This is a genomic window from Ensifer adhaerens (genome assembly GCF_000697965.2).
Classification (GTDB): Bacteria; Pseudomonadota; Alphaproteobacteria; order Rhizobiales; family Rhizobiaceae; genus Ensifer; species Ensifer adhaerens.
The window spans coordinates 1068768-1094328 of sequence record NZ_CP015882.1; the positions used below are offsets into that span (position 1 = coordinate 1068768).

Here is a 25561-nt window from a genome sequence, read left to right on the forward strand (position 1 = left end):
CCTCATTTATTCGCGAACGGTTTCGCGGGCGGGCGCAGGGCCGCGGCTTCGCTTGAGGCTCGGAAGAGCCAGCATGGCCAGAACGAAGAGGCCGGTCGCAAGTTTCAGGTCCGGCGGTGGCATGCCGGCGGCCAGGCAGAAGGAGACGAGCTGGTAGTAGACGATCGCACCTACGAACGGCGCAGCGAGCTGGCGCGCCACGCTCTGCTTGCCAACGATCGCCTCGCCGATCATCAGCGCCGCAAGGCCGTTGATCAGGATGCCGAGGCCCATGTTGACGTCAGCAAAGCCCTGTGACTGCACCATCAGCGCGCCGCCTGCCGCCGAAAACGCACCCGCAAGCCCGACGCCACCGATCGTCGCCATCCAGACATTGATCCCTTGAGCTTCAGCCATATCGGGATTGGCGCCGACGGCGCGAACGGCCGTGCCTTTTTCCGTGCGGAAGAAGTGGTAGAGCAGGACGAAGACGATGAGTGCGATCAGGCCCGCGACGACGATCTTGCTTGCGGGGAAGCCCGGCTGCAGCCCCGGCGCCCAGTCGAACACCGTTGGCGCACCGAAGACCGAGAGGTTCGAGCGCCCCATGATCCGGAGGTTGATCGAATAAAGCATCGTCATCATCAGGATGCCGGCGAGCAGCGTGTGGATCCGGAACCGCAGATGGATGAAGGCCGTGCAGCAGCCGGCAACGAATCCGGCGAGAAGTGCGATGGCGATCGCGGCGAGCGGCGACATGCCCGCCGCCATCAGCACGCCGCAGACGCAGCCGCCGAGCGGAAACGCACCCTCGCTGGTCAGATCCGGGAAGCTCAACATGCGGAACGGGATCATGATCCCGAGCACGACGAAGGCGAGGATCAGGCTCTGCGCGAGCGTGACGGGAACGAGCGAGACGAAGCTCGCGAAGGTATTTTGAAGAATATCCATGATCGTCAGCTCGCCAGGAACATGCGGTCGGTTTTGACGGAGAAGTGGCCGATCAGATCCGGCACGGTCGTCTGCGCCTTTTCCTTGCCGTCGATTTCGAGACGGACGCGCCCGGCGTCGAGCATGATGACCTTGTGACCGAAATCCACCGCGTGCTGCATGTTGTGCGTCACCATCAGCGTTGTCAGCTTCAGGGCTTCGACCGCGCGGATCGTCGCCTGCATGACGATATCGGCGGTGCGCGGATCAAGCGCTGCGGTGTGTTCGTCGAGCAGCAGCAGTTCCGGCTCGCCGCCGACCGCCATGATCAAGGACAGCGATTGCCGCTGGCCGCCGGAAAGCAGCTCCACCCGTGTGTCGAGGCGGTTTTCAAGGCCGAGCCCGAGCAGCGACAGGCGTTCCCTGTAGGTGGCGAGCCGCGTCGCGTTCAGGCCGCGCCGCAGGGTGCGTTTGTTGCTGCGCAATTCGGCAAGCAGCATGTTTTCGGCCACCGTCATAGAGGCAGCGGTGCCGCGCATCGGGTCCTGGAACACGCGGGCAAGCCGCATCGCGCGCTTGTGTACGGGCGTTGCGGTCACGTCGTCGCCATTGATGACGATCTGGCCGCTATCGAGCACCAATGCACCCGAAATGGCGTTGAGCATGCTGCTCTTGCCGGCGCCGTTGGAACCGATGACGACGCCAAATTCGCCCGTGGCAAGGCTGAGATTGAGGCCGTCGAGCGCGACTTTTTCGTCCGCCTGCCCCTTGTAGAAAACTTTGCGGGCCGATCTGATTTCCAGCATTGGCTCCCCCTTAACTTATGAGATGACGGCGCTCGGGGCGCCGTCACTGAAGAGACAAGACGGAGATCAATCGACCACGCAGTTGCATTCGGTCGCGAGCGCTGCCGGCACTTCGATGCCGAAGGCAGCGGCAGCCTTCTTCGAGATCAGCGGCGCGTGATCCTCATAGGCCGGGCGCGACGGCGCGATCGTCTTCGGGTCTGCACCTTTGAGGATCTGAGCAGCGATCTTGCCGGCATTGACGCCGACCTGCTCATAGTTGACCGCAAAGCTTGCCGGTACGACGCCGTCACGCACTGCACCGTCGTCGGAGTTTACGATCGGGATCTGCGCCTGGCGCGCGGCTGCCGACACAGCACCGATCGCCGGCTGCAACAGGTTCGATGCGGGCGTATAGATCACGTCGGCCTTGCCGGCGAAGGAGGCGATGCGCTGCTGGATGTCGTTGACATTGTCGACGCCGACCTCCACGACCTCGAAGCCTGCGTCAGGCGCTGCTTCCTTGATCTTGTCGAGCAGGGCCTGGTCGTTCGCCTCACCCGGATTATAGGGCACGCCAAAGCGCTTCGCGTTCGGCAGCAGCTTGTGGGTGAAGGCCATGACGGCGGCCACGTCCTGAAGGTCGGTCGCACCGGTCATGCCGTCGTCACCGGCCTCCCAAGACGGAACGAGCTTGGCGGCCACCGGATCGGTAACGGCGGAGAAGACGACCGGAATGCCGGAGCCGGCGAGCGCCTTCTTGGCGATCTGCGAGACGGGCGTGGTGATCGTGTAGACCAGTTTCGGCTGTTCGGCCTGCAGCTTGGCGATCATCTGCGGCACCAGCGAGGCGTCGAAATTGGTGTGGCTCTCCGTGTAGACGACGTCCTTGCCTTCGACGAAGCCGTTTTCGGCCAGCGCCTTCTTGAAGCCGGCGATCGATGCGTTCAATTGCGGATGCTCGCCAAAATTGGCGATGCCGATGCGGATCGGATCAGCGGCCGCTGCTCCCAGTCCCCATGCCATTGCACCGGCGACAACCAATCCCGAAAGCCACGTGCTCTTAAGCCTGCTCATACATCCCTCCCAGAATTTGACGAGCGTTACCGCCCTCCTCGGCGGCTTGCGCGGATCATGGAACCGCTCCGGCCTCTTGTCAAATTAATATATATATTTTCACATGAGGCGCAGAACTATATATATTTGTATCGACCCGGTGTGGGCGCTAAGGGAACCTGATGCAAGACCACGAACAGTCGACCAAAACGGAATCGGCATACCGGTTGCTGCGCCGCGACATTCTTTCGACGCGGCTGAAGCCGGGCGCGCCGATGAAGCTGAGCACGCTGCGCGAAAGCTACGGGATCGGCTGGACGCCGCTACGCGAGGCTCTGTCGCGGCTGGAGGCGGAAGGGCTGGTGACCGCCATCAGTAATCGCGGCTTTGCTGTTGCTCCGGTGTCACGCGAGGAACTCGACGACCTCACCCGCGCCCGCCTTGCCGTCGAAATGCCGCTGCTCATCGAGTCGATCGAGAACGGCGACAGCGCCTGGGAATCCGCCGTCGTCACGGCACACTACCGGCTGTCGCGCTGCAAGGTTTCCGTCGAGCGTTTCTCCGAGAGCGAAGTCGACGAGTGGGACGAGAAGCATGCCGGGTTTCATACGGCCTTGATCAGTGCTGCGAGGTCGCGCTGGCTCACGCGCTTTCAGGCGACGATCTCCGACCAGCTTCGCCGTCACCACCGCTTCCTAAGTCTGGCGCCGACGATTAGGGCCGCCGCCGGTATGAGCGCAGGCTACGAGGAGGCCGTTTCGGCGCTTGAGGACGCGATGGCGATCGAGCACCATACCGAGCTGATGGAGGCAGCACTCGATCGCGATATCGAGCGTGCCCGCATCCTGATGGCCGAGCACATCGGCTTTACCGTCAACGTCTATGTCCAGTCCGAGGATGGCGGTCGCGCGTCGCCGCTGCTCGCCCAGTCGGTACCTGGGCTTGCGTCCAAATGACGGCCCGTGACAACCTGTCCAAGACCTGCTTACCTCTCTAAAAGCAGAAAAACGAAAGAGCCGCTGATTTGCGGCCAAGGGTTGGAAGCGGACGTTGGGAATGATGGGTGAAGACAAGTTCGACACCTCGCCGGAATGGGTCGATGGCGAGACCAAGGCGCTCGAGGCTCCGGGCGATCACCGTGCAGAGCTCAGGCTATGGCTGCGTCTCTTGACCTGTTCGACACTTGTCGAAAGCGAAATCCGTCGGCGGTTGCGGGAAGAATTCGATTCGACCTTGCCGCGTTTCGACCTGATGGCCCAGCTCGAGCGTGCGCCTGACGGCATGGTGCTTGGCGAAGTCTCCAAGCGCATGATGGTCTCCCCCGGCAACATCACGGTGCTGGTGGAACGGCTGACCGAGAGCGGCCACATCAGCCGCACGACGCTTCCGACCGACCGGCGTGTCCAGATCATCGCGCTTACCCCCTTCGGCCGCGCCGAATTCGAGAAGATGGCAGCAAGCCATGCCGACTGGATCTCGGATCTGTTTGCCGGCCTTCCGGCCAAGGAAGGCGGCGTGCTGATGGATGAGCTTGCCACACTCAAGCGGTCGATCATCGCCTCGCTCGCGCGAAATTCCTGAGTTCACGGCGCTTCTGCCTACAACTGCCTTACTTTCTGCCGCACCGGCCCCGAAGCGATGCGACGCCGCTCGGCGGCGCTGCGAGCGCCCGGCGTCGGCTTCCCATCTGCCCAAAACAATTTTAAGCTTGAAATTTCTCCTGAACGAGTCCACCCTGCTTGCAACAGTCCAGCATGGCCACTTGTGCCAGCTCGACGGTGACGCGCAGCCGGAACTCGGGAGGAGAACGACATGCGGATCGTCTGTATCGGTGGCGGGCCTGCCGGCCTTTATTTTGCGCTGCTGATGAAGCGGCAGCATCCGGAGCATCACGTCACCGTCGTCGAACGGAACCGCCCCTTTGACACATTCGGCTGGGGCGTCGTCTTTTCGGACGCGACCATGCAGTCGATGCGGCAATGGGACCCGGAGACCGCCGAGGCGATCGAGGTTTCCTTCAACCATTGGGACGACATCGAGCTGGTCTTCAAGGGCCGCAAGATCCGCACGACCGGCCACGGCTTCGTTGGCATCGGCCGCAAGAAGATGCTCAACATCCTCCAGGAACGCTGCCTCGAACTCGGCGTCGAACTGCTGTTCGAGCAGGACGTGGAAAGCGACGAGCAGTTCGCCGACGCCGATCTGATCATCGCCTCCGACGGCGTCAACTCAAGGATCCGCAACAAATACGCCGACATCTTCAAGCCGGACATGGTGATCCGGCCGAACCGCTATGTCTGGCTCGGCACGGACAAGAAGTTCGACGCCTTCACCTTCGACTTCCAGCGCACCGAGCATGGCTGGTTCCAGGCGCATATCTACCGCTTCGACGAGAACACCTCGACCTTCATCGTTGAGACCACCGACGACGTCTTCCGCGCCCATGGCCTCGACCAGATGGACCAGGACCAGTCGATCGCGTTCTGCGAAAAGCTCTTTGAAGGCACGCTCGACGGCCACAAGCTGATGACCAATGCGCGGCACTTGCGCGGCTCCGCCTGGCTGAACTTCGGCCGGCTGATCTGCGAAAAGTGGAGCCATTTCAACGGCCAGAGCCATGTCGTGTTGATGGGCGACAGTGCCCACACGGCCCATTTCGCCATCGGCTCGGGCACCAAGCTTGCGATCGATGACGCGATCGAACTCACCCGCCAGTTCGATATTCTGGGCCACGACAAGGCAACCATTCCCGCCGTGCTGTCGGCTTACGAAGAGGTGCGCCGCGTCGATGTCGCCCGCATCCAGAATGCGGCCCGCAATGCGATGGAATGGTTCGAAGTGGTCGGCACGCGCTATGCCGACACGCTGGAGCCCGAACAGTTCATGTATTCGATGCTGACCCGCTCGCAGCGCATCAGCCACGAGAACCTTCGCCTGCGCGACAAGGACTGGCTCGAAGGCTTCGAGCGCTGGTTTGCCGAACGCGCCGGTGTGGCGCCGGCGGCGAACGGGGCGGTTCCGCCGCCGATGTTTACGCCGTTCAAGCTCCGCGGCCTGACGCTGAAGAACCGCATCGTGGTTTCGCCGATGGCGATGTATTCGGCAGCCGACGGCGTGCCGAACGATTTTCATCTCGTTCATCTCGGCGCGCGCGCCATGGGCGGTGCGGCGCTCGTCTTCCCGGAAATGACCTGTGTGTCGGCCGATGCCCGCATCACGCCCGGATGTCTGGGGCTCTGGCGCGACGAGCAGGCCCAGGCCTTCAAGCGCATCGTCGACTTCGTACACCAGCAGACCCCCGCCAAGATCGGCATCCAGCTCGGCCATGCCGGCCGCAAGGGCGCGACAAAGGTCGCCTGGGAGGGGATCGATCAGCCCTTGGCCGAAGGCGGCTGGCCACTCATTTCCGCGTCCGCCCTGCCCTACCTCAAGCATTCGGACATGCCGCGCGAAATGACGCGGGAGGATATGGACCGGGTCGTCACCGATTTCGTGCGGGCCACCGAACGGGCCCGTGACCTCGGTTTCGATATCCTCGAACTGCACGTCGCGCACGGCTACCTGCTGTCGAGCTTCCTGTCGCCGCTTACCAATCTGCGCACCGACGACTATGGCGGCGATCACGCCGCCCGCGCCCGCTTCCCGCTCGAAGTGTTCCACGCAGTGCGTAAAGTCTGGCCCGAGGACCGGCCGATGTCGGTTCGCCTCTCGACCCATGACTGGCACGAGGGCGGCAACACGCCCGAGGACGCGGCAATTTTCGCCCGCCTGTTCAAGGAGGCGGGCGCCGACATGATCGACTGCTCGTCCGGCCAGGTGGTGAAAGAAGAAAAACCGGTCTATGGTCGCCTGTTCCAGACGCCATTTTCCGATAAGATCCGCAACGAGATCCAGGTTCCGACCATTGCGGTCGGGGCGATTTCCGAGGCCGACCACGCCAATTCGATCATCGCAGCCGGTCGAGCCGATCTCTGCGCGATTGCCCGCCCGCATCTGGCCGATCCGTCCTTCGTGATGCACGAGGCGGCAAAGATTGGCTATGACGGCGAGCCCTGGCCGAAACAGTACCATTCGGCTCGGGCCCAGTACGTGAACAACCTCGCGCGCGCCGCAACGACGGCAGGCAAGCCATGACAAGGCACGCCCTCGTCACAGGCGCCGGCAGCGGTATCGGCAAGGCGATTGCCCTTAGGCTCGCCGCCGACGGCCACATCGTCAGCCTCGCCGGTCGGCGCGCAGCACCGCTTGAAGCGGTACGGGGCGACATCCTTGCTGCCGGCGGACAGGCCTTTGTCCGTGACGGCTTCGATGTGACCAACCCGCAGGCCGTCGAGCAAGGTATCACGGCTGCGATCGCTGAAGCCGGAGAGATTGCCGTTCTCGTCAACTGCGCCGGCGAAGCGCCCTCGGCGCCGTTCGAAAAGACCGACTTCGCGCTTTGGCAGCGGGTGCTTTCCATCAACCTCACCGGCGTCTATCTGGTGACGCAGGCAGCGCTTGCCTCCGTGCGGCGGGCCGGCAACGGCCGGATCGTCAACGTTGCGAGCACCGCGGGCCTGACCGGCTATGCTTATGTTTCGGCCTATTGCGCGTCGAAGCACGGCGTCATCGGCTTGACGAGGGCACTGGCGCTTGAGCTTGCGCGCACCGACGTCACCGTCAATGCCGTCTGCCCCGGCTTCACCGACACGCCGCTGATCGACGGCGCGCTCGATACGATCAGCGAAAAGACCGGCCGTTCGCGCGAGGAAGCGCGCGCCAGCCTTGCTCGCTCCAACCCGCAGGGACGCCTGGTGACGCCGGAAGAAGTCGCCCACACGGTCTCGTGGCTCGTCTCGGAAAAGGCGACGGCAATCACTGGTCAGGCGATCGCTGTCGCCGGCGGCGAAGTTCTTGGAGGATAGAGATGACAAACCCGATGCAGGCCAAGAAGCGCGCCTTCAAAGACCACAAGGCCAAGCACTTCCTGTTCGAAACGGATGCTGACGGACGCGTCGCCACGATCACCCTCAACCGTCCGGAAAAGAAGAACCCGCTGACCTTCGAAAGCTACGAGGAACTTTGCGATCTTTTCCGCTCGCTTGCCCGCGCCAGCGACGTGCGCGCGGTCGTGCTGGCCGGCGCCGGTGACAACTTTTCATCCGGTGGCGACGTGTTCGAGATCATCGAGCCGCTGACGCGTATGGCGATGCCCGATCTGCTGGATTTTACCCGCATGACCGGCGAACTGGTCCGCCAGATCCGCGCCTGCCCGCAGCCGGTCATAGCAGCCGTCGACGGCATCTGCGCCGGCGCCGGTGCCATTTTGGCCATGGCCTCGGACTTCCGTGTGGCAACGCTCGAGGCGAAGACGGCCTTTCTCTTTACCCGCGTCGGGCTGGCCGGCGCCGACATGGGCGCCTGCGGCATTCTTCCCCGCATCATCGGCCAGGGCCGCGCCGCCGACCTGCTCTTCACCGGCCGCGTCATGACCGCGTCGGAAGGCCACGCCTGGGGCTTCTACAATGCTCTGCATGAGCGTCCGTCGCTGCTTGCCGAAGCCCAGAAATTTGCACGCAGTATCGCCGACGGCCCCTGGTTTGCCCATGCGATGACCAAGAAGATGCTCGACCAGGAATGGGCGATGGGTATCGACCAACTGATCGAATCGGAAGCCCAGGCGCAAGCGATCTGCATGGCGACCGGCGACTTCCGCCGCGCCTTCGAGGCCTTTGCCGCCAAGGCGAAGCCTGAATTCAAGGGGAACTGAGCATGAGTTCCCATGGCACGACCTTGCGCCCACCTTCCCGCGATCATCTCGACTGGCCGTTCTACGATGACAGTCACCGTGCGCTCGCTGCGGAACTCGACGCCTTCGTGGCTCGTGGCGGCCTCGGCGAGATCGATCACGCTGATGTCGATGCCGCCTGCAAGCAGCTGGTCGCGGCACTCGGTACTGCAGGCGTGCTTCGCCATTGCGTGCCAAAGGCGTTCGGCGGTGCTAGCGACGAGATCGACAGCCGGTCGCTCTGCCTCATCCGCGAAACGCTCGCCTACACAGACGGGCTTGCCGACTTTGCCTTCGCCATGCAGGGCCTCGGGACGGGTGCGATCAGCCTGTCCGGCTCCGAGGCGTTGAAACACGCCGTCCTGTCCAAGGTCGCCCGCGGCGAATGGATCTCCGCCTTTGCGCTTTCCGAACCCGAGGCCGGCTCGGATGTCGCGGCGATGGCGTGCGCTGCGCGCCGGGATGGCGATCATTTCGTACTCGACGGTGAAAAGACCTGGATCTCGAACGGCGGCATCGCCGACGTCTATACCGTCTTTGCCCGCACAGGCGAGGCGCCGGGTACGCGCGGCATTTCCGCCTTCGTGGTCTTCGCCGATACGCCGGGCTTTACCATCCCCGAGCGCATCGAGACGATTGCGCCGCATCCGCTCGCCCGCCTTCGTTTCGACAATTGCCGCATCCCGGCGTCGCAACTTCTGGGCGCGTCTGGCGAAGGCTTCAAGATCGCCATGCGCACCCTCGACATTTTCCGCCCGTCCGTGGCAGCCGCCGCGATCGGATTTGCCCGGCGCGCGCTTGACGAGGCGGTGGCCCACGCGAAGAGCCGCAGGATGTTCGGCGCGACCCTTGGCGATCTGCCGACGGCGCAAAGCACGCTTGGCGAGATGGCGACCGCTATCGACGCGGCAGCACTCCTGACCGGCCGCACGGCGTGGCAACGCGACGTGCAGAAACGACCAACGACGCGCGAAGCGGCGATGGCCAAGATGACCGCGACCGAGAACGCGCAATGGGTCATCGACCAGGCGCTGCAGCTCTTTGGCGGCCGCGGCGTGCGCGTCGGCGAGATCACCGAGCGGCTCTATCGCGAGATCCGCGCGCTCAGAATCTACGAGGGCGCGACCGAGGTTCAAAAGCTCATCATCGGCCGCGAGCTGATGAAGGGCACGGGACGATAACAAGGGGTGTCGAACATGCATGGTTCGAAGGCGTCATTCGACTGGCAGGACCCGTTCAACCTGGATCAGCAGTTGAGCGAAGAAGAACGCATGGTGCGCCAGACCGCTGCGCGTTATGCCGAAGACCGTCTGGCTCCGCGCGTCCAGGAGGCATTCCGCCACGAGAAAACCGATCCGTCGATCTTTGCCGAGATGGGCGAACTCGGCCTGCTCGGTCCGATGGTGTCGGAGGAATACGGGGGCGCCGGCCTCAACTACGTTTCCTACGGCCTGATCGCCCGTGAGGTCGAACGCATCGACAGCGGCTACCGCTCGATGATGAGCGTGCAGTCTTCGCTCGTCATCGTGCCGATCCATACCTTCGGCAGTGAAGCGCAGAAGCGCAAATACCTGCCAGGACTGATTGCCGGCACCAAGATCGGCTGCTTTGGCCTGACCGAGCCCGACCACGGTTCTGATCCCGGATCGATGATCACCAAGGCCGCCAAGGTCGATGGCGGCTATCTGCTGTCCGGTTCAAAGACATGGATCTCCAATGCGCCGATCGCCGACGTGTTCGTCGTCTGGGCAAAGACATCAGATGGCGCCATCCGCGGCTTCATCCTCGAAAAGGGGTGGAAGGGTCTCAGCGCGCCGGCGATCCACGGCAAGGTGGGCTTAAGGGCATCGATCACCGGCCAGATCGTCATGGACGAGGTCTTCGTGCCGGACGAAAACATGCTGCCTGAGGTGACAGGACTGAAGGGCCCCTTCACCTGCCTCAACTCCGCGCGCTTCGGCATCGCCTGGGGCGCCCTTGGTGCAGCCGAGTCCTGCTATGACACGGCGCGGCAATACGTGATCGACCGCAAACAGTTCGGCCGGCCGCTTGCCGCCAACCAGCTGATCCAGAAGAAGCTTGCGGACATGGCAACCGAAATCGCCCTTGGCCTGCAGGGCTGCCTGCGCCTCGGGCGCATGAAGGATGAAGGCAATCCGCCGGTCGAACTGACCTCGATCCTCAAGCGCAACTCCTGCGGAAAAGCGTTGGAAATCGCCAGAACTGCGCGCGACATGCTCGGCGGCAACGGCATTTCGGACGAATTTCCGGTGGCCCGCCACCTCGTCAATCTGGAAGTGGTCAACACCTATGAGGGTACCCACGACATCCATGCGCTGATCCTCGGCCGTGCCATCACCGGCATTGCCGCCTTTGCGAACTGAGGTCGGCATCGATGTTCAGGACCACGAGACCACTGCGGTTCGGAGACTGCGACCCCTCGGGGATCGCCTACTTCCCGTCCTATCTCAATATTCTTGTCGGGGTGACGGAGGACTTCTTCGCCTCGCTCGGCTTTCCCTGGAAAGCCATGAACGACGAGCGGCGGATCGGCGTGCCGACGGTGCGCCTCGATCTCACCTTCTCTCGACCGGGCTTCCAGGGCGACGATCTGGATTTCGCGCTGGCGGTGCGCGGCATTGGCCGCTCGTCGCTCGACATGGAGCACACGGTCTCGGCGAGAAGCACCGTGCTCTGGACAGCAAAACAGCGGGTCGTTGCCACCTCGCTCGACAATCACGCTTCTTGTGCCTGGCCGGACGATATCCGCGCCGCGCTGACACAACATCTGGAGACGACCGATGCACACCATCCTGCAACCTGAAGGCTGGGCTAAGCCCATCGGCTATGCCAACGGCGTCTCGGCCAAAGGCCGCACCGTCTTCATCGGCGGCCAAATCGGCTGGAACGCGCAGTCCGAGTTCGAGACCGACGATTTCGTCGAGCAGGTGCGCCAGACGCTGAAGAACGTGGTCGCAGTGCTTGCGGCCGGCGGCGCCGAGCCGCAGCACATCACCACCATGACCTGGTACTTCACTGACAAGCAGGAATATGTCGGCAATCTGCGCGGCATCGGTCAGGCCTATCGCGACATCATCGGCCGGCATTTCCCGGCCATGGCTGCGATGCAGGTCGTCTCGCTCGTCGAAGACCGCGCCAAGATCGAGATCCAGGCAACGGCCGTCGTCCCCGATTGAGGTTTGGCAGCATGGCCGAGATCCGATTTTCCGAAAGCGTTTCCGCCCGACTTGAAGGTGGCGTTCTCCTCGTTACCATCGACAACGCGCCCGTCAACGCGCTCTCCGCGGATGTCCGTTCCGGCCTGATGGCGGCGCTTGACCATGTTGCCGAACGGTCGACGATTGCGGGTCTCGTCATCACCGGCGCCGGCAATACCTTCATCGGCGGCGCGGATATCAGGGAGTTTGGCAAGCCGCCGGTCGACCCGCTGCTTCCCGAAGTGATCGAGCGCATCGAGACCTTCGACAAGCCGGTTGCCGCAGCCGTCAACGGCCCCGCCCTTGGCGGCGGCTGCGAAGTGGCGCTTGCCTGCCACGGCCGGATTGCCGGCGAGAAGGTGTCGTTCGGCCTGCCCGAGGTAAAGCTCGGGCTTGTCCCGGGTGCTGGCGGGACGCAGCGCTTGCCACGCCTGATCGGCACGGTCATGGCGATCGATCTCATCGGAACCGGTCGTGCCGTGAAGGCCGCCGAAGCTGTGGCGCTTGGGCTTGCCGACAGCATTGCCGCCGATCCTGTCGCTGTCGCTCTGGCTTTCGTTCAAGAGCAAGCTGGCAAGCCGCTCCGTCGGACCGGCATGATCGCCGTCCCGCCTGCGCACGCCAAAGCCGTCGGCGCGGTGGAAGCGAAGGTTCTGGCAAAGGCCCGCGGCCAGGCTGCCCCCGCCGAGGCAATCCGCCTCGTTAAGGCAGCCGGTGAACTCGACCTGAAGCAAGGACTGGCTGAGGAACGCGCGACTTTCCGGCGTCTGCGGGATTCGGTCGAGTCAGCGGCCCTCAGGCATGTGTTTTTTGCGGAGCGCGCCGCCGGCAAGGTCGAAGGGCTCGACAAGGTTTCGCCTCGGCCGATCGCGATCGTCGGTGTCGTCGGCACCGGGCTGATGGGGTCCGGCATCGCGGTCTCCGCCTTGATCTCCGGCTACCGCGTGGTCGCCTTGGAGCAGACGGAAGAAGCCGCAGCCGGCGGACGGGCACGCATTGCCGAGACGCTCGACAAGACCGTGCGGGCTGGACGATTGACTGCTGACGGACGCGACGAATGCCTCGCGCGGCTGCAGACCACCGCAGAAGCCGTTGAGCTCGCGAAAGCTGACCTCGTCATCGAAGCGGTGTTCGACGACCTCCAGGTCAAGACGGAGTTGTTTCAGAAGCTCGACGGCATCGTCGCACCGGGCGCCATCCTCGCGACCAACACCAGTTATCTCGACCCCGATACGATCGCGGCGGCGACGGTCGATCCATCACGGGTGGTGGGCCTGCATTTCTTTTCGCCCGCCAACGTGATGCGGCTCGTCGAAGTCGTTGATTGCGCCAAGACCGCGCCGGACGTCCTGGCGACGGCGCTTGCCTTCGTCAAACGCCTCGGCAAGCTGCCGGTCGTAACCGGGGTCACCGAAGGCTTCATCGGCAACCGCATTTTCTCGGCCTATCGCCGCGAGGCGGAGTTCATGCTGGAAGATGGAGCACTGCCGCAGGAGATCGACGCCGCGCTCGAGGCCTATGGCTTTCCGATGGGCATCTTCGCCGTCAACGACATGGCCGGACTGGAGATTGCCTGGGCACGACGCAAGCGACAGGCGGCAACACGCGATCCTGCCGCACGCTATGTCGAAATCGCCGACAGGCTCTGCGAGGCCGGCCGTCTCGGCCGCAAGAGTGGCCGCGGCTGGTACGCCTATCCCGATGGTGAGCGCACCGTTGATCCCGACGTCACGGCGGTGATCGAAACGGCGCGGGCAGCCAAGCGCATCACGCCGCGCGCCTTTAAATCCGATGAGATCATGAACCGGCTTCTGAACGCCATGTGCGACGAAGGCAAGGCGCTGCTCGCCGAAGGCATCGCCGCGCGTCCCGGCGACATCGATCTCGTGATGATCAACGGCTACGGATTTCCCGCGCACAAGGGAGGGCCGATGTTTGCAGCCGGGCAAAGCAAAGGATAAATCTCATGGCTGAAGCCTACATCGTCGGCGGCGTGCGCACCCCCATCGGCCGCTACGGCGGGGCACTCTCGAGCGCCCGCCCGGACGATCTTGCGGCCCATGTGATCCGCGAGGCGCTGGCGCGTGTTTCGTCCATTCTGGCCGAAGCGATCGACGAGGTCGTACTTGGCTGCGCCAACCAGGCGGGTGAGGACAATCGCAACGTCGCCCGCATGGCCGCCTTGCTCGCCGGGCTACCGGAGACGGTCGCCGGAACGACGATCAACCGGCTGTGCGGTTCCGGGCTCGATGCAGTCGGTTATGCCGCTCGCGCGATCCGGCTGGGAGAGGCCGAAATCGTGGTCGCCGGCGGCGTCGAAAGCATGTCGCGTGCGCCCTTCGTCATGCCGAAGGCCGAAAGCCCGTTCCAGCGCAGCACCGAGATCCACGACACGACGATCGGCTGGCGCTTCATCAACACGGCCATGAAAGACCGATACGGCATCGACTCGATGCCGGAGACCGCCGAAAACGTCGCCGCCGAATTTTCCATCTCCCGCAAAGATCAGGACGCCTTTGCACTGCGCAGCCAGGCGCGCGCGGCAGTTGCGCAAAAGAGCGGGCGTCTCGCCCGCGAGATCGCCGCCTACGCGATCAAGGGACGCAAGGGCGAGACGACCCACGTCGAACACGACGAACATCCGCGCGAGACGACGCTCGAAAAGCTTGCGAGCCTGCCGACGCCGTTCCGCGCCAATGGCACGGTAACCGCGGGCAACGCATCGGGCGTCAACGACGGCGCGGCCGCGCTCATTCTCGCCTCAGCCGGCGCGGTCGAGCGCTACGGACTTCAGCCCTTGGCCCGCGTCGACGGCATGGCAACGGCCGGTGTTGCCCCACGCATCATGGGCATCGGACCGGTCTTTTCCACGCACAAGCTCCTGGAACGTTTTGGTCTCGGCATCGGCGACATCGATGTCGTCGAGTTGAACGAGGCCTTTGCAGCGCAGGCGCTCGCCTGCATGCGGCAACTGGGGCTTGCCGACGATGCGCCCCGTGTCAATCCGAACGGCGGCGCCATCGCGCTCGGCCATCCGCTCGGCATGTCCGGTGCACGCCTGGCGTTGACCGCCGCGTTGGAGCTCGAAGCGCAGGGTGCCAAGCGTGCGATCGCCACCATGTGCATCGGCGTCGGACAGGGCATCTCGATGCTGTTGACACGGCCGTAGCGGCTGCACGCTTCGTGCCGTCAGCCGAAGGCTGCTCAAGACAATGAGAAAGCTGGGCTTGCTACTCAGCTGATGGGACTGAGACCGAGCCGCAAGCGGCTCGGTCTTCAAGCTTATTTTCCACCCCAGGCGGCGGGATAGTCCGGCAGCTTCTCGCAGCCGCACATGGCGTGATGCAGCGGGGGCATCTTGGCGTCGACATATTGATCGAGCGTTTCTGCCGTGATCGCCGGCTGCGGCATTACCCATTCCGGACCCGGCACCGCCTCGCCCTGCAGCACCTTCACTGCCGCGATGATTGGCGTGCGCCATTGGTAGGTCGGATAGGTCGGGGCTATCGCCTTGAAGCCTTCCGACTTCCACTTGACCAGGAAGTCCTGCTGGTCCTCGCCGGTAATGATCGGGGGCGGCAGGCCCGCATCCTCGAAGGCTTCGAGGGCTGCAACTGCTGTGGCACCAGCGTCCATCCAGATCGCGTCGATTTTGCCGCGTTGCAGGTAGTCTTCGACGATCGACTTGGTCTTGGCATTGTCGCCCTCGGTGAATTCCTCGCCGACGACGTTCAGCCCTGTCTCCTTGAAAATGCGCTTGGCCGCGGACGCGCGGGTCTCGAGCACATCGACACCCGGTACGATGCGCAGCATCAGGACGTCGGCGCCCGCGGGTGCTGTGGCCGCCACGAACTCGCCTGCCTGGATACCGAAGCCGTAACCACCCACCGGATGGATGAAGGTGACCGGGCATTTGGTGTTGACGCCGCGGTCAAAGACGATCACCGGCAGCTTGGCACAAGCCTTCTCGACTGCAGGCGTCAGGGCTGCCGTCGTATTCGGCGAGACAATCAGGGCCGAACATTTGCCGCCGTTGATGAGGTCGTCGATGTCAGCGATCTGCTTGTCGTCGGACCCTTCGGCATCGACGTGAATGAGCTCCTTGATTTCCGGATGGAGCTTTACTTCGGCCTGCATGTTCGTCCAGCCGGTTACCCGCCAGGCATTGTTCACGCCGGCGTTCGAAAAGCAGATCGTGTAGGGACCTGGCTTCTTGTGCTTTGCGGTGTCGGCCATCTGGTCGCCGTAGTACTGCTCCCAAGGCTCCCCGTCGGGACCATTGGCCTTGGCCGTCAGCAGCGTCCGCTGTCTGTCGAACTCGGCAGTATCGTCGAAGTTCAGCTGTTGGCTATGCGCCGTGCCGGCGACGAGCGCAGCCGAAAGTGCGGCGGTCAGCAATTTTTTCATGTCTCACTCCCATTGATCATGATTTTTCAGTTCCTCCCGATGGCCTGGAGCGGAATGCGGAAAGTGCCCGCAACCGCTCTGACCCTCGAAATCAGGTCCCGCCGGCGCGGTTGCGCCGGTAGGTTGCAAGCACGACTGCGGCGATCAGGATCAAGCCCTGGACGACATCGCGCGTCGGCTTCGGCAGTCCGATGAAGTTGAGCAGCGTGAAGATGGCGGTCAGCGTCAGCGCGCCTGCAATCGAGGCGGGCACGGAGCCGCGGCCGCCGAGAAGCTGCGCTCCGCCGATCACGCAGGCGGTGATCGCCTGCAGCTCGTAGCCGACGCCGACATCGGTTGATACGCCCGCAAATCCACCGAGCAGGATGCCGGCCGTCACCGCGCTCAGCGACGAGGCGACAAAGGCGATGATGCGCACCCTCTCGATCGGCACACCCGACATTTGCGCCGCGCGCGGATTGTCGCCGAGCGCATGCAGCATGCGCCCGAGATTGGTGCGATGCATGAGCCAGAAGAAGACGAAGCCGACGACCAACAGCACCAGCAATGCCACCGGCAGGAACTGGATCAATGGAATGCCCTGAAGGCTGGCGCGCCCGAAGAAGCGGAACGTCTCCGGCAGGTAGCCGCGCGGTGATCCGCTCGACCACATGAAGGCAGCACCATTGAGCGTGATCATCATGCCGAGCGTGGCGATCAATGACGGCACCCGCAGATAGGAAACGACCAGGCCGTTCACCACGCCGACGGCGAGCCCCACCGCATACATGACCGCAATCACCCACCAGGTCGCATCGGCACTGTTGTCGAGCAGCATCGACGAGCCGACGACCGTCAGCGTGATGAGCGAGCCTGCCGAAAGGTCAAAACCGCCGGAGACGATGACGTAGATTTGGCCGGCCGCAAGGATTGCAAGAGGAGCGGCTCGCTTCAGGAAATTCATGTAGCCCGTGGGCTCGATGAAGTTCGGGTTCGAAAACGTGATGGCAACGAGAAGGGCTGCCAGCACGAAGAAGACGGGATTGATCTTCGGCAGCCGCCCAATGCTTGCCACGCCGCGCGTCTTTGCGGAGCCGACGGTTTCCTGGATCATGCCACTATCCTCTTTGAACGGACTGCGTAAAAGGCGACGGCGGCGACGATGATGATGCCGCGCATTACCTGCTTGGCGAAGGCGTCAATGCCGGCGAGATTGAAGATGGAATCGATCAGCGAGAAAATGATCACGCCGGCAACAGTGCCCCAGATCCCACCCTTGCCGCCGGAGAGGATTGTGCCGCCGATGACGACGACGGCGATCGATTCCAGATCATATGCGCCCTCCGTGCCGATCCAGGGCGAACCGGATTTCAGGCGGCTGGCCAAATAGAGGCCGGCGAGCGCCGCGCAAAGGCTGCAGATGATATGGCTCGCCATGACGACCCGCGTCGTGTTGATGCCGGCCGCGCGCGCCGTGTCGCGGTTGCCTCCAACCGAGTAGATGTTGGAGCCAAAGCGCGTGAAGCGCAGGACGATCCATGCGCCAAGGACCAGCAGCGCCAGAACGACCAGGCTGACCGGCAGCCCGAGCACCTCGCCATAGGCGAAATACTGGAACGCATCCGGTACCGAGCCGCCGAACCGGCCATGAAGGGAGGCAAGACAGCCCTGAATGATCAGCGCCATGCCGAGCGTCGCGATAAGCGGGTTGACATCGAGGCGGGTGATCAGGAGCCCGTTGAGGGTTCCGACCACCGTCCCCATCACGAGCACCGCAGCAACGGCCGGCACCATCATCGCCGGGTCGCCGTTCATGATCGCAGAGGACACCACGGCCGAGGCCGAGATGAGATGGGCCACCGACAGGTCGATCGAGCCGACGAGGATGGTGAAGGTCTGCCCAACGGCGGTGATGCCGAGCGCGATGGACCGGTTAAGGATGGAGACGGTCGCCTCCGGTGTCAGGAAGCGTGTCAGGCCGAGGCTGAGCGCAATCGCCGCATAGATCAGGACGGCCAGACCGAGCAGAAGCGCCGGCGCGTAGTGTTCCATGCGCCAGGCCGGACGCCGGATGAGAGTTGCCTTGTTCATGCTGCCACCGCCTCCTCGCCGGTTGCCGCCAACATCACATCGGCTTCAGAGGCCCCGCGCGAAAACGCCGCGACGAGTTCGCCGTTCCGCATCACAAGGATGCGGTCGGATACGCCGAGAACCTCCGGGAGATCGGACGAGACCATCATGATGGCCGTGCCCCTGCGCGCGAGATCGCGCATCAGGTGGTAGATCCCGGCCTTGGCATTGACGTCGATGCCGCGTGTCGGCTCGATGAAGATCAACAGCCGAGGCGCCAGCGCCAGCCAGCGCGCAACGATGGCTTTCTGCTGGTTGCCGCCCGACAGCGCCTTGATGTCCTGGGCAAAGCTGCCGGCGCGCACGTCGAGTTCGCGCAGCAGCTTTTCCATCGCTTCCGCCGAAACGAAAGGCGTCGCATTGGCATTGCCGGAAAGGCCGGAGAGTGCGCGAGACGTAAGCATGCCGTTGTCGACGACCGATTGCATCAACACCAGCGCTTCGGCCTTGCGATCGCCCGGCAGCAACCCTACCCCGGCGCTGATCGCCTCGCGCGGACTGGTGAACCGCGCCGGCTTGCCGGAAAGGGTGATCTCACCCTTGGTGAAGGGAGAAAGGCCGAATATCGCCTGCGCGAGCGCGACGCGCCCTGCCCCTTGCAAGCCCGAAAAACCGACGATCTCGCCTGCGCGCAGTTCGAAGGACACATTTTTCAGCCGTTCGTTGCCGGCGTTGCGGACTGAGAGCACGACGCCGCCGATCTCCTGCGGTGCTGCCGGTTCCGCATAGAAATCGCCAAGGTCGCGGCCCACCATGGCTCGTACGATCGCCTCGGGCTCAGGCACATGGTCGAAGCGAACCGCCACCTCGCCATCCTTGAGCACGGTAACACGATCGGCCAGCCGCGTGATTTCGGGCATGCGGTGGGTGATGTAGACGATCGCCACACCGCTTTTCTTCAAGGTGTCGACGAGACCGTAGAGCACCTCGCATTCGGCCTCGTTCAGCGCTGCCGTCGGCTCGTCCATCACGATCACCTTTGCCTCTAGCGACACCGCCTTGGCGATCTCCACCAGTTGCTGGCTGGCGACGTCGAGGTCAGCGACAACGGTGCTCGGCTCGATCCGGTGCGCCGAGCCGAAGAGCGCAAGCACGCGCCGCGCTTCGTCATTCATCGCCCTGTGGTCGATTAGACCGCGGCGCGTCGGCTCGCGGCCGAGGAAGATGTTCTGTGCGACGGTTCGCTCGGGCAGTAGGGAGAATTCCTGATAGATGACGGCAATGCCCGCGCGGATCGCCGCAAGCGGATGCGTGAAATGCCGTTCCTCACCGTTTACGACAACCGCGCCTGCGTCCGGCCGATAGATGCCGGAGAGGATCTTCATGAGCGTCGACTTGCCGGCACCGTTTTCTCCCGCCAGCGCATGGACCTCACCGCAATGCGCGGAGAAGCTGACGTTTTTCAACGCCTTGACACCGGGGAAACTCTTGGCGATGCCGCGCATCTCGATAGCGGGGTGTTTCGTGTTCATGCAGCAGCCCATGTCTTGCGGATGAATGTCGCGCTCTCGGAAAAGAGCGTATCGAAGTCGGGAAACAGCGGCCGCCAGACGCGGGTCGCCGTCGCGATCGCCGGCAGCCCGGCGCCGAATGCCTCAAGCGTCAGCCAACCGTCATAGCCGAGCTCCTTCAACACCGTGAACATCGCGCCAAATTCGATATGCCCCCGCCCGGGAATGCCACGATCGTTCTCGGAGACATGGAAGACCCCGATATCCTGGCCAATCAGGCGGATCGCCGCCTCCGGCCGACGCTCCTCGACATTGGCATGGAACGTGTCGTACATGATCTTGAAGGCAGGATGCGCCACGCGATCCACATAGGCACGCGCCTGCTCCATCGTGTTGAGAAAATAAGTCTCGAAGCGATTGAGCGGCTCGAGGCTCAAATGCATGCCGTTGGCCGCCGCCCGCTCCGCCAGCGCATGGTGCGCGTCTGCCCCATACTTCAACTCGTCTTCGCTGGCGCCCCTGCCGGTAAAGAAGCCGATCGGGGCATGAAACGGCCCGCCCATGCTTTCAGCACCAAGCGCTATTGCGCAATCCAGCGCCCAGTCGAGATGGGAAAGCCCGCGCGCCCGCACTTCGGCATCGCAACTGACGGGGTTTGCCTCAGGCGTTGGCACGATCGATGTGGTGGATCGGCCAAGGCCGAGCCCGTCCAGTTCGCGGCCCAGGCGTTCGTAGTGACTGACCTTGCCCGACAGAACCGGCACTTCGACGCCATCATAGCCGAGATCGCGCAACCGGCCGATATTGTCGAGATGCCTCTCCTCGACGAAATCGGTCAGGCAAAGGAGATTGATACCAAGCTTCATGACGCGCTCACTTCAGCGAAATGCCGAGATCGCGACACGTCGCGCGGATCCAGGCCAGTGACGTTTCGATCATCGGGCCGGCGGCGCCTTCGCATTCGAGGCTGAGTACGCCGTCGTAGCCGTGGTCGCGAAGCATGGCGAGACAGATCTTGATATTCTCGGCATTGACGCCATCGCCGAGCGCACAATGGCTGACCGCGATCCCGGTCTGTCCGCCACGGGCAGCCGCTGCCAGCGACGGTGACACGTCCTTAAGATGGACATGAGACACCCTGTCGATGAACCGCGACAGAAACTGCGGCGGTTCCTGGCCGGCGATGAAGGTGTTGCCGGTGTCCATGTTCATGCGCAGCCACTTGCTGTCTGCGAAGGCGAGCATGCGCTCCATGAATTCCGGACGCGTCGTGAAATGACCATGAGGCTCGATGTTGACGACGATCTCGTGCGCTTCGGCGACTTCGACGATCTTTTCGTAGCTGCGCTTCATCAGCGCCATCGAGTCTTCTTCGGTAAGTCCGGGCGGCATGTGGAGCCCGTCGGTCGTGTCGACGCAGGGACTGCCGGCCTGCGCGGCCCAGGCAATCGACTTCAGCACATAGGGCACACCTCTGAGCGGTCCGTCCTCGCCAGACAGCGGATAGGCCGCATCGACCTGGGAAAAGCGCACGCCGTAACGCTCCATCTTGCGACGCAAGAGGACCGGGTCCTCGTAGAGCGCGACATGCGGTTGATAGCCCAGTCCGTGGATCCAGCTCACGCCGTCGATCAGACCACACTCGATGAAGTGCAAATCGTTGTCGCTCGCCCATTCCAGGCATTTTTCAAACGACCAGTAGGCCGAGTTGAACGCGTCCGTGTGGAAGCCTATCCGCACCGGCAAAATCCTCCCAATTTCCCCCATGCCATTGAGTTTCAACGGCAAATCACCAGCGCCTCCAAAATGCCGCTTGATGATGTCCAAGCATTGCGCAATAAATCGCTGCCTGCGTTCGAAATAGACGACTGGTAAATTTTATACATCTGCGGGGGAGCGGGATGACGAAGAGCAGCAACGAACGGGCGGTCAATCGGCCCGCGGTCTTCCGCGAGCCGGGCGCCCTGCTCTATGCCGGCAATTGCCAGGACCTGATGAAGGCCTCGCTTGCGGGCCAGGTGTCGCTCAATGCCTGGACGCGACGCGGCTATCCCGGCATCGACCTCGGCGCGGCGCTGCCGCAGGTCTGTTCCGTTGGCGGATGGGATGCGACGACCCCGCAGGACTGGGGCCTGCGCGAACATTGCAACGAGGGGGTCAAGATCGCCTATCTGGCGCGCGGCTCATTGACGGTCACCATGGATGGCCGCAGGACGACGATCAATGAAGGCCAGATGTTCGTCGTGCGGCCCTGGCAGTTGCACGCGCTCGGCGATCCCAATGTCGGTGCCAGCCACATCATCTGGGTGCTCATGGATATGGGCGTGCGCCGACCACACGAAACCTGGCTGTGGCCCGACTGGATCGGCTGGCCCGAGCGCGACCGAAAGCGCCTGAGCGAACTTCTGTCGAAGAACGAACAGATTTCCTACAACGCCTCCCGCGAAGTTACCCGCACCTTCCTCGACATCCACGAGGTGGTGGCAGGCGGCGATATCGACGGTGGAGAGGCGCACCTGCGCCTCTTGATTTCGATGATGCTGCTGCAATTCCGCCAGATGCTGGAAAGCCAGGCACCGGTTCTCGATCTTGCTCTTGCAAGCTCGAAGCGCACGGTCGAGATCTTCCTGAAGCGGCTGCGTCATGCGCTCGACGAGGACTGGACGCTCGAGAACATGGCGGCGGAGTGCAATCTTTCCCGCACGCAATTTTCGCAGCATTGCCAGGTGCTGACCAACATGACGCCTGTCCGCTACCTCCAGACGCTCCGACTCAACGCCGCACGGCTGCTTCTTGAAAGCGGCGCGCAATCGGTCACCAACATCGCCTTTGATTGCGGCTTCTCATCGAGCCAATACTTTGCCACCTGTTACAAGAAGCGCTTCGGGTTTTCGCCAATGGAAACGCCGCGTCAGTCGCTATCGATCGCCAACTGAAAGTGGGCCGCCGCGACCGGATCAAAGCCGAATGGACAAGAAAGCTCTCCTGACGCCACGAAAGGTCGGTTCGCAGCAACGCTCGCGAGCGATGATCGAGGCCTTGGTCGAAGCGACTGCGCGTGCATTGATCAAAGAAGGATTTGAACGCGCCAACACAAACCGGATTGCCGAAGAGGCCGGCGTCAGCATCGGCTCTCTCTATCAGTAATTCCGGGCAAGGAAGCGCTCGTCGTTGCCGTCATCGAACGCCACAAGAGCGAGATGGTGGATGTCTTGCGGGGTACGCTGGCCAAAGTGGCGACGCTGCCGCTCGACAGTGCCGTGCGCGAACTGGTCAAGACGATGATCGATGCTCATCGTGTGAACCCGGACCTTCATCGGGTGTTGGTCGAGGAAACGCCACGTGCAGGGCGGATCGGTACGATCGACGGTTTTGACAGAGAGTTCTACGGGTTGATCAGGGCTTATCTCGAATTGCACAAGGAAGAACTGCGGCCGATGGATCTGGATCTGGCCGCTTACATTTGCGTCAGCTGCAAGGAGGCGCTGACGCACGGCGCGGTGGTCGACAGTCCAGAGAAGCTAAACGATGGGAACGTCGACGCCTTCATCAACGAAGTGACGACGCTGATCACGCGCTACCTGAAGTAACGGCCTTCGGGTAGCAGACATCCAAGATGCGAGAGCTGGGTCTTGGCGACTTGATGTCGCTCCGTGAACGCCGGCGTCCAACTGCGCGAACTACCGGGGGAATATGAACCGGGGGCGCTCGCAGAGACAGCTTCTCGAACGCGAGTAGATTTTTGCGAGTGATCGCTCACAATTGAGGCTGCACGCGGCCAATCCGACAGCCAACCTCGTGTCGAAATCAAATGCAGCACGAGCGGTCGAGCGACCGCTTCTCGAAGCTCCATACCAAGGTAACAAGAGATGTACGCACACGTCGTGATGATTCATGCCGCGGCCATGGGCACGGCATTTCTGCTGCTTGCAGCAAGGGAGCTCCTTTTCATTTCTGCCCGGCGAGGGCAAATCGGGGCTGCAAAGTTGGCCCTGACCGCAAACAGGATTGCAGGTCTGCTCACCGGCATAGGGATTGCCGGAGGCATTGGCCTCATCGTTTTGGGTGGGTGGCCGCTATCGACACCCTGGCTACTGATGTCATTCACCCTGATCGCCGCCTTGATGATTGTCGAAAGCAGGGTCGTGCGGCCATGGGAGGCACAGGTGCATCCAGCCCTTGAAGGCACGATCGACAAAATGGAAGTCCGAACGCTTCTTAGAAACAAGCGCGCTTTGGGCGGCCTTCTGGCATCGATCTCGCTTTTTGCTCTGATAATAGCTCTGATGGTCGTCAAACCCGACCTACTCGGCGCCTAGGGCGACGCCATCGGACGCATCGGTCGCTCATCAACGGAGTTGAACTCACCGCCCCTATATGCGGAGCGATGAGTTGTCTTTTCAGGGCGTCATCACGCCAGCGCGGGCAGCAGCTGGTCGATGCTCTTCTTGGCGTCGCCGTAGAACATGCGGGTGTTGTCCTTGTAGAACAGCGGGTTCTCGATGCCGGAGTAACCGGTTCCCTGGCCACGCTTGGAGACGAACACCTGTTTGGCCTTCCAGACTTCGAGCACCGGCATGCCGGCGATCGGTGAGTTCGGATCCTCCTGGGCGGCCGGATTGACGATGTCGTTCGAGCCGATGACGATGACGACATCGGTTTCGTGGAAGTCTTCGTTGATCTCGTCCATCTCGAGCACGATGTCGTAGGGAACCTTCGCTTCGGCCAAAAGCACGTTCATGTGGCCCGGCAAACGGCCGGCGACCGGATGAATGGCAAAGCGCACGTTCTTGCCGGCCGCCCGCAGCTTGCGGGTGAGCTCGGAGACCGATTGCTGCGCCTGCGCCACCGCCATGCCGTAGCCCGGCACGATGATGACGCTGTCGGCGTCGTTAAGGGCTGCGGCCACGCCATCGGCATCAATGGCGATCTGCTCGCCGGTGATTTCCATTGCCGGCCCCGTGGTTGCCCCGAAGCCGCCGAGGATGACCGACAGGAACGAGCGGTTCATCGCCTTGCACATGATGTAGGAGAGGATCGCGCCCGAGGAGCCGACCAGGGCGCCGGTGACGATCAACAGGTCGTTGCCGAGCGTGAAGCCGATGGCCGCGGCCGCCCAGCCGGAATAGCTGTTCAGCATCGACACCACCACCGGCATGTCGGCGCCGCCGATGCCCATGATCAGGTGATAGCCGATGAAGAAAGCGGCGAGCGTCATGACAAGCAGCGTCCAGGTGCCGGCACCATTGACGTAGAGCACCAGCAGCACGAGCGAGAGAAGGGCAGCACCGGCATTGAGCAGGTGACCGCCCGGCAGCTTCTTGGCCTTGCCGTCGACCTTGCCGGCAAGCTTGCCGAAGGCGATGACGGAGCCGGTGAAGGTGACGGCGCCGATGAAGACGCCGAGGAAGACCTCGACCTTCATGATCGACAGTTCCACCGGTTCCTTGTGGGCAAGGATCGCGGCAAAGCCGGTCAATGCAGAGCGGGCCGCCGCATCGAGGCCGGCGACATCAGCCGCCTCGATATGGGCGTTGAAGCCGATGAAGACTGCGGCAAGACCGACGAAGGAATGGAGTGCTGCAACGAGTTGCGGCATCTCGGTCATCTGGACGCGGGAGGCGACGAAGTGGCCGAGCAGGGCGCCGCCCGCGATCATCAGCGCGATGATGAACCAGTTGCCGACATCAGGTCCGAAGACCGTGGCGACAATGGCAAGCGCCATGCCCGTCATGCCGTACCAGACGGCGCGCTTGGCGCTTTCCTGGCCCGAAAGCCCGCCGAGCGAGAGGATGAAGAGGACGGCTGCCGCAATATAGGCGGCCGATACGATACCGATCATCATAATGCTTACCCCTG

The 25561-nt window shown here is 63.0% G+C and carries 25 protein-coding genes; 15 read left to right on the forward strand and 10 right to left on the reverse strand.

Annotated features, from left to right (window positions below; all coding sequences use genetic code 11):
- Positions 1–6: 6 nt before the first annotated feature.
- From FA04_RS32455 to FA04_RS32465, 3 genes are all read right to left on the reverse strand, one after another.
- A complete protein-coding gene (locus tag FA04_RS32455) occupies positions 7–930 on the reverse strand; it encodes an ABC transporter permease (RefSeq protein ID WP_034796270.1) in 924 nt (307 codons plus the stop codon).
- Positions 931–935: 5 nt separating this feature from the next.
- Positions 936–1715 (reverse strand): ABC transporter ATP-binding protein, encoded by a 780-nt coding sequence (locus FA04_RS32460; protein ID WP_034796269.1) that lies wholly within the window; start codon positions 1713–1715, stop codon positions 936–938.
- Between the two features lie 66 nt (positions 1716–1781).
- Positions 1782–2771: an ABC transporter substrate-binding protein gene (locus FA04_RS32465; RefSeq protein WP_034796266.1), complete on the reverse strand. Its 990-nt coding sequence runs from the start codon at positions 2769–2771 to the stop codon at positions 1782–1784.
- Between the two features lie 161 nt (positions 2772–2932).
- Between FA04_RS32465 and FA04_RS32470 the strand changes: the two genes are divergently transcribed.
- From FA04_RS32470 to pcaF, 11 genes are all read left to right on the forward strand, one after another.
- Entirely contained in the window at positions 2933–3706 is a 774-nt protein-coding gene (locus FA04_RS32470) for a GntR family transcriptional regulator (protein ID WP_051659342.1), read from the forward strand.
- Positions 3707–3806: 100 nt separating this feature from the next.
- Entirely contained in the window at positions 3807–4331 is a 525-nt protein-coding gene (locus tag FA04_RS32475) for a MarR family winged helix-turn-helix transcriptional regulator (protein WP_226020898.1), read from the forward strand.
- Between the two features lie 231 nt (positions 4332–4562).
- Entirely contained in the window at positions 4563–6884 is a 2322-nt protein-coding gene (locus FA04_RS32480) for a bifunctional salicylyl-CoA 5-hydroxylase/oxidoreductase (protein ID WP_034796264.1), read from the forward strand.
- A complete protein-coding gene (locus FA04_RS32485) occupies positions 6881–7654 on the forward strand; it encodes an SDR family NAD(P)-dependent oxidoreductase (RefSeq protein WP_034796262.1) in 774 nt (257 codons plus the stop codon). Before FA04_RS32480 ends, FA04_RS32485 begins: the two co-directional genes overlap by 4 nt.
- A 2-nt stretch (positions 7655–7656) precedes the next feature.
- Entirely contained in the window at positions 7657–8499 is an 843-nt protein-coding gene (locus FA04_RS32490) for an enoyl-CoA hydratase family protein (RefSeq protein WP_034796259.1), read from the forward strand.
- Positions 8500–8501: 2 nt separating this feature from the next.
- The gene (locus tag FA04_RS32495; protein ID WP_034796257.1) at positions 8502–9698 is read left to right on the forward strand and encodes an acyl-CoA dehydrogenase family protein; all 1197 of its coding nucleotides are present in this window, start codon (positions 8502–8504) and stop codon (positions 9696–9698) included.
- 15 nt (positions 9699–9713) lie between these two features.
- Complete coding sequence (locus FA04_RS32500) at positions 9714–10901, forward strand: acyl-CoA dehydrogenase (RefSeq protein WP_034796255.1); 1188 nt, start codon at positions 9714–9716, stop codon at positions 10899–10901.
- An 11-nt stretch (positions 10902–10912) separates the two neighbouring features.
- Complete coding sequence (locus tag FA04_RS32505; protein WP_034796253.1) at positions 10913–11341, forward strand: acyl-CoA thioesterase; 429 nt, start codon at positions 10913–10915, stop codon at positions 11339–11341.
- A complete protein-coding gene (locus FA04_RS32510; protein ID WP_034796252.1) occupies positions 11319–11714 on the forward strand; it encodes a RidA family protein in 396 nt (131 codons plus the stop codon). The genes FA04_RS32505 and FA04_RS32510 overlap by 23 nt, the downstream gene beginning before the upstream one ends.
- A gap of 11 nt (positions 11715–11725) precedes the next feature.
- Entirely contained in the window at positions 11726–13696 is a 1971-nt protein-coding gene (locus tag FA04_RS32515) for a 3-hydroxyacyl-CoA dehydrogenase NAD-binding domain-containing protein (RefSeq protein WP_034796250.1), read from the forward strand.
- Between the two features lie 5 nt (positions 13697–13701).
- A complete protein-coding gene (gene pcaF / locus FA04_RS32520) occupies positions 13702–14904 on the forward strand; it encodes a 3-oxoadipyl-CoA thiolase (protein ID WP_034796246.1) in 1203 nt (400 codons plus the stop codon).
- A 113-nt stretch (positions 14905–15017) separates the two neighbouring features.
- Here pcaF and FA04_RS32525 read toward each other — a convergent pair whose 3' ends face one another.
- From FA04_RS32525 to FA04_RS32550, 6 genes are all read right to left on the reverse strand, one after another.
- Complete coding sequence (locus FA04_RS32525) at positions 15018–16142, reverse strand: substrate-binding domain-containing protein (RefSeq protein WP_034796243.1); 1125 nt, start codon at positions 16140–16142, stop codon at positions 15018–15020.
- A gap of 91 nt (positions 16143–16233) precedes the next feature.
- Complete coding sequence (locus tag FA04_RS32530) at positions 16234–17235, reverse strand: ABC transporter permease (RefSeq protein ID WP_051659341.1); 1002 nt, start codon at positions 17233–17235, stop codon at positions 16234–16236.
- A complete protein-coding gene (locus tag FA04_RS32535; protein WP_082936627.1) occupies positions 17232–18212 on the reverse strand; it encodes an ABC transporter permease in 981 nt (326 codons plus the stop codon). The genes FA04_RS32530 and FA04_RS32535 overlap by 4 nt, the downstream gene beginning before the upstream one ends.
- Positions 18209–19723 carry a sugar ABC transporter ATP-binding protein gene (locus FA04_RS32540; protein ID WP_034796240.1) on the reverse strand — a complete coding sequence of 505 codons (1515 nt, stop codon included), beginning with the start codon at positions 19721–19723 and terminating at the stop codon, positions 18209–18211. Before FA04_RS32540 ends, FA04_RS32535 begins: the two co-directional genes overlap by 4 nt.
- Positions 19720–20568: a sugar phosphate isomerase/epimerase family protein gene (locus tag FA04_RS32545; protein WP_034796237.1), complete on the reverse strand. Its 849-nt coding sequence runs from the start codon at positions 20566–20568 to the stop codon at positions 19720–19722. Before FA04_RS32545 ends, FA04_RS32540 begins: the two co-directional genes overlap by 4 nt.
- 7 nt (positions 20569–20575) lie before the next feature.
- Complete coding sequence (locus FA04_RS32550; RefSeq protein WP_034796234.1) at positions 20576–21442, reverse strand: sugar phosphate isomerase/epimerase family protein; 867 nt, start codon at positions 21440–21442, stop codon at positions 20576–20578.
- Between the two features lie 161 nt (positions 21443–21603).
- Between FA04_RS32550 and FA04_RS32555 the strand changes: the two genes are divergently transcribed.
- The 4 genes from FA04_RS32555 (at position 21604) to FA04_RS32565 (ending at position 24021) form a co-directional block, all read left to right on the forward strand.
- Positions 21604–22638, forward strand: coding sequence for an AraC family transcriptional regulator (locus tag FA04_RS32555; RefSeq protein WP_034796231.1), 1035 nt, complete (start codon positions 21604–21606; stop codon positions 22636–22638).
- Between the two features lie 31 nt (positions 22639–22669).
- Positions 22670–22849, forward strand: coding sequence for a helix-turn-helix domain-containing protein (locus FA04_RS36220; RefSeq protein WP_234798834.1), 180 nt, complete (start codon positions 22670–22672; stop codon positions 22847–22849).
- Positions 22850–22902: 53 nt separating this feature from the next.
- On the forward strand, positions 22903–23292 hold the full coding sequence (locus FA04_RS36225) for a hypothetical protein (RefSeq protein WP_234798835.1): 390 nt from the start codon (positions 22903–22905) through the stop codon (positions 23290–23292).
- 279 nt (positions 23293–23571) lie between these two features.
- The gene (locus FA04_RS32565) at positions 23572–24021 is read left to right on the forward strand and encodes a DUF2269 family protein (RefSeq protein WP_034796228.1); all 450 of its coding nucleotides are present in this window, start codon (positions 23572–23574) and stop codon (positions 24019–24021) included.
- Between the two features lie 92 nt (positions 24022–24113).
- Here the strand turns inward: FA04_RS32565 and FA04_RS32570 are convergent, their stop codons facing one another.
- The gene (locus tag FA04_RS32570) at positions 24114–25547 is read right to left on the reverse strand and encodes an NAD(P)(+) transhydrogenase (Re/Si-specific) subunit beta (protein WP_034796222.1); all 1434 of its coding nucleotides are present in this window, start codon (positions 25545–25547) and stop codon (positions 24114–24116) included.
- Positions 25548–25561: the final 14 nt, after the last annotated feature.